Annotated in this window: 6 protein-coding genes; 5 read left to right on the forward strand and 1 reads right to left on the reverse strand. The window is 66.6% G+C overall.

From position 1 onward, the window contains the following. Both crtI and ACFE7D_RS13975 read left to right on the forward strand, forming a co-directional pair. A partial coding sequence (crtI, locus tag ACFE7D_RS13970; protein ID WP_375396020.1) for a phytoene desaturase family protein occupies window positions 1-1,071 on the forward strand: 1,071 nt, incomplete at its 5' end. Further along, window positions 1,068-2,000, forward strand: coding sequence for a phytoene/squalene synthase family protein (locus tag ACFE7D_RS13975; protein ID WP_375396021.1), 933 nt, complete (start codon window positions 1,068-1,070; stop codon window positions 1,998-2,000). The genes crtI and ACFE7D_RS13975, both read left to right, overlap by 4 nt. Here ACFE7D_RS13975 and ACFE7D_RS13980 read toward each other — a convergent pair. Then, window positions 1,960-2,490, reverse strand: a complete 531-nt coding sequence (locus ACFE7D_RS13980; protein ID WP_375396022.1) for a sterol desaturase family protein — start codon at window positions 2,488-2,490, stop codon at window positions 1,960-1,962. The genes ACFE7D_RS13975 and ACFE7D_RS13980 overlap by 41 nt on opposite strands. An 83-nt stretch (window positions 2,491-2,573) precedes the next feature. On the opposite strand from ACFE7D_RS13980, the gene ACFE7D_RS13985 reads away from it, so the two are divergent. From ACFE7D_RS13985 to ACFE7D_RS13995, 3 genes are all read left to right on the forward strand, one after another. Continuing rightward, a complete protein-coding gene (locus ACFE7D_RS13985; protein ID WP_375396023.1) occupies window positions 2,574-3,308 on the forward strand; it encodes a fatty acid desaturase in 735 nt (244 codons plus the stop codon). Continuing rightward, window positions 3,278-3,598 (forward strand): hypothetical protein, encoded by a 321-nt coding sequence (locus tag ACFE7D_RS13990; RefSeq protein ID WP_375396024.1) that lies wholly within the window; start codon window positions 3,278-3,280, stop codon window positions 3,596-3,598. Before ACFE7D_RS13985 ends, ACFE7D_RS13990 begins: the two co-directional genes overlap by 31 nt. A 132-nt stretch (window positions 3,599-3,730) precedes the next feature. Then, window positions 3,731-4,641, forward strand: a 911-nt coding sequence (locus ACFE7D_RS13995; protein ID WP_375396025.1) for a hypothetical protein, incomplete at its 3' end; no start/stop codon positions are given.

The raw sequence follows: 4,641 nt of genomic DNA on the forward strand, positions 1-4,641 counted from the left end.
GCGCCGCAGCTGATGCGCTACGAGGCGTTCCGCTCGGTCTATGCGATGGTCAGCCGCTATATCGAGGACCCGCAGCTGCGTGAGGCATTCAGCTTCCACTCGCTGCTCGTCGGCGGCAACCCGTTCAAGACGAGCGCGATCTACGCGCTGATCCATGCGCTCGAGAAGAAGTGGGGCGTGTGGTTTCCGCGCGGCGGCACCGGCGCGCTGGTCAGGGGCATGGTCAAGCTGTTCGAGGATCTCGGCGGCACGGTTATGATGGGCAACGGCGTCAAGGCGATCCGCGCCGAGGGGTCGACCGTCACCGGCGTCACCACCGCCGACGGCTGGTCGGGCGACTTCGATGCGGTCGCGTCGAACGGCGACATCGTTCACACCTACAAGGACCTGCTCGCCGACCATCCGCGTGGGCGGCAGGCGGCGGGGATGATGAAGTGGAAGAGCTTCTCGCCGTCGCTGTTCGTCGTCTATTTCGGCTTGAAGCGGAAGCACCCCGAGATCCGCCACCACACGATCGTGTTCGGCAACCGCTACCGCGAGTTACTCGACGACATCTACAAGAACGGCGTCGTAGCCGACGATTTCTCGCTCTACCTCCACCACCCGACCGCGACCGATCCGGCGATGGCGCCCGAGGGGTGCAGCGCGTTCTACGTCCTGTCGCCGGTGCCGCACATGGGCAAGTACAAGGGCGACTGGGAGAAGGAGGGCGACCTCTACGCCAATCGCATCCTCGACACGCTCGAGGCGACGATGATCCCCGGCCTGCGCGACGACCTTGTGACGATGCGGACCTTCACGCCGAAGGACTTCGCGGTCGAGTTGAACGCGCACCTCGGCTCGGCCTTCAGCCTCGAACCCGTGCTGTGGCAGAGCGCGTTCTTCCGCACGCACAACCGCGACGACGTGCTGTCGAACCTGTATTTCGTCGGCGCAGGGACGCATCCGGGGGCGGGAATCCCCGGCGTCGTCGGCTCGGCCAAGGCGACCGCTAAGCTGATGATCGCCGATCTCGGCGGCGTCCAGCCGGGCGTCGGGCACAATAGCGCGGTGGCAATGGCCGCCGAATGATCGACCCGCTCGTCGCGGCGAGCCGGGCATCGATCGCGAAGGGGTCGAAGAGCTTCGCGCTCGCCTCGCGGCTGTTCGATCCGGTGCTGCGCGATCGCGCGACGCTGCTCTACGCTTGGTGCCGCTACGCCGACGATGTCATCGACGGGCAGGATGCTGGTCACGGCCGGGTCGAGTACGCCGGGACGCCCGCCGAGCGGCTGGCCGGACTCGAGATGCGCACCAGAGCGGCACTCGCGGGTGAAGTGAGCGGCGACCCGCCGTATGATGCGCTCGCCCGCGTCGCCGCCGAAACCGGAATGCCCGACCGCTACCCGCTCGACCTGATCGAGGGGTTCCGCAGCGACGTCGAGGAGCGGACCTTCGTCACCTTCGACGACACGCTGACCTACTGCTACCACGTCGCCGGGTGCGTCGGGGTGATGATGGCGATCGTCATGGGGGTGTCGCCCGACGACCGCGCGACGCTCGACCGGGCGTGCGATCTCGGCCTCGCGTTTCAGCTCAACAACATCGCGCGCGACGTCGTCGAGGATGCGGCGAACGGACGGTGCTATTTGCCCGAGGCGTGGCTGGCGGAGGCGGGCTTGTCGAAAGCGACCTATGCTGCCCCCCACAACCGCGCCGCGCTCGCTACCATCGTCAGCCGTCTGGTCGACGAGGCGGAGCGCTACGAAGCCTCGTCGCGCTTCGGCACACCGGCGCTGACCCGGCGTGCGGCATGGGCGGTGCTCGCCGCCGCCGATATCTATGGGGGCATCGGGCGACGGGTGCGCGCGGAGGGCGCCGACGCGCTCGACCGGCGGGTGACGACCTCGACGCTTGAGAAACTGCTCGCGGTCGCACGGACGCTGCCGCAGTCTTTCAGCCGAGCCCGCCGCTGGTCGGCTACGCCATCTCGCGCCGGACTTTGGACGATGCGTCCCTGATCCTGCCGCCGCCGTTGCGCTCGAGCTTGGCCAGCAACTCGCGCACCGGCGGCGCATAGATAAAGCCGAACGACACCGTCCCCGCCTTGGTCTCGACGACGTGGTGGAGGCGGTGCGCCTGAACGATCCGCTTCATGTAGCGCCCGCGCGGCACCCACGACACCGGCACGCGGCGGTGGACGATGACATCGTGGAAGCCGAAATAGATCATGCCGTAGCCGGTGACCCCGACCCCGACCCACATCAACGCGCTGCCCCAGCCGAGCACGGTGCCGGCGAAAATCAGCGCAATCGCCGGCAGTGCTCCCATCACCGCGAACCAGTCGTTCGCCTCGAACACCCCGGCGCGCGGGGAGTGATGCGAGCGGTGCAGCCCCCACATCAAGCCGTGCATCACCCAGCGATGCGCGACGTAGGCGACGCCCTCCATCGCCGCGAGCGCGGCGAGCGCGATGGCAATACCGGCTTCGGTGGGAACATTGAGGTTCATGACTTCGTCTATAAAACGTCGCAGGGGGGTTTGCATCCCTCGCGATTCGACGCAGGGATGCGGCACAGGAGTTTTTGTCCGCTGTGACTTCGGCCACGATCATCGCCCCCCGGTCCGGCGCGCGCACGCTGGCGGGATATGCTCTGGCGGCGGGGATCGTCGCCGCATGGGGCGTCATCCACTTCGGTGGGATCTTCGCGGTTCAACTGACCCTGGCGAACGCGGTGTGGATCGTGCCGCTGGTCCTCGTCCAGACATGGCTGTCGACGGGCCTGTTCATCATCGCCCACGACTGCATGCACGGCTCGTTCGCGCCGGAGCGGGCGGGGGTCAACCGCGCGGTCGGGCGGACGATGCTAATGCTTTACGCTGGGCTCGATTACGACCGGATGCTGCCGAACCATTTTGCGCATCATCGCCACGTCGGGACGGCGGAAGATCCCGACTTCGATGCGATCAATCCGACGCGTCCGGTCAAATGGCTCGCGCGCTTCTTCGGGGCCTATTATTCGCATTGGCAGATCGTGCGGATCGTTGTCGTGCTGTCATTCTACCAGCTGCTTGGCGCATCGTTGCCGAACATCCTCGTATTCTGGGCGATCCCGGCGCTGCTCGCGCTGCTGCAGCTGTTCTGGTTCGGCACCTTCCTGCCGCACCGCCACGCGCACGACGTCTTTCCCGACCGGCACAACGCCCGCAGCTCGCGCTTCGGGCCGCTCGTATCGGTGCTGACCTGCTTCAATTTCGGCGGCTATCACCACGAACACCACCTCCACCCGCATGTCGCGTGGTGGCGGCTGCCGGCGACGCGCGCGTGAAGCGTGCCGCGCTGGTCGCGCTGATCGCGCTCGCTGGGTGCGCGACCCCGGCCGAGCGTATCGCGGGCAAGCTCGAGGCAGCGGGGGTGCCGACACCGCAGGCGCGGTGCATGGGCGGGAAGCTCGCCGCCCGGCTGAGCTACGGCCAGCTCGATGAACTGAATCGCGTCGTCAAGGACAGTGGCGGCGACAAATTGAGCCTGAACAAGCTCGTCGATCGCCTCGGCAACGCCGATCCGGCGCTTGTCGCGCGTCTGGTCGAGACCGGCCTGACCTGCGCCTTGGGCTAGGCTTAAGAGATCCACGGCGGTGATCGATAAGGTTTCGGTCGGTCGGGTGACGCCCGCACGTCGATTTTAACTTCAGTCACGTATCTGACGAAGCGACGCGAGTGGGTTGCGTTTCGTAACAAAGGATGTCGGGTGGGGGGCACCGAACAACGCGTCGCCGGTCGGACAGCGATCGAGCCGGCGGCCGAGCGCCACCTCAGCTGGAACTCGGCGCTCGACCTCTGGCTGCTCGCCGAGCTCGGCGGCTTGGCCGTGATCGTCATCGGCCTCGCGGCGCTCGATATCGGCGGCCTCGCGACGAGCGGACATCATGTTCCGATCGGGGTTGGCTGGGTCATGATCTATGGCCTGCTGGCGTGGTACCATCGCTCGATCGAGGCGCAGGTCGTCCGTACCGACCGGCTGAAGCAGGCCTATTTCGACTGGGTCACCGCGAGCGTCGTCACGCTGATCGGTGCTTTCATGCTCGGCGACCTGCCGAATGTTTCACGGATTTGGGCGATCGCAACCTATACGGCAGGGGTCGTCACGATCTGGAGCGTCGGCGCGGCGGCGCGGCGCAGCATTACCCGGCTGTCCGATCGCGGTACGCTCGGCGAGCGCATCGCGATCTATGGCTGCACCGACAAGACCGACGCGCTGATCGCGCTGATCGAAGGCGGTGCGGGCCCGGTCGCGAAGGTCCATCTGGTGTTCGATCAACGCAACCGGGGCGGGCGCAGCGACTATAGCGGGATGCTGCCGGGCAACGATCTCGATGCTTTCATCAGCCAGATCAAGGAGCGGAAGATCGACACCGTCGTCATCGACCTGCCGTGGTCGGCGGGGCCGCGGATCGACGATCTGGTCGAGTGCCTCGAACAGATCAACGTCAACATCTCGATGGCCCCGGTATCACTCGACCTCGAAAGCGCGCGGCACTCTATCGCCTATGTCGGCGGGCGGCCGACGCTGTCGCTGTACCGCAACCGGGTCACCGGGCTGCAGGCGATCGGCAAGGTCGCGTTCGATCGCACCATCGCGGCAATCGCCCTGCTCATTCT

The sequence above is a fragment of the uncultured Sphingomonas sp. genome (assembly GCF_964244235.1).
Taxonomy (GTDB): domain Bacteria; phylum Pseudomonadota; class Alphaproteobacteria; order Sphingomonadales; family Sphingomonadaceae; genus Sphingomonas.

Excerpts from the sequence above, each read along its gene's own strand:
- ACFE7D_RS13975 (WP_375396021.1), top strand. The coding sequence starts at position 1,068 with ATGATCGACCCGCTCGTCGCGGCGAGCCGGGCATCGATCGCGAAGGGG.
- ACFE7D_RS13980 (WP_375396022.1), bottom strand. The coding sequence starts at position 2,490 with ATGAACCTCAATGTTCCCACCGAAGCCGGTATTGCCATCGCGCTCGCC.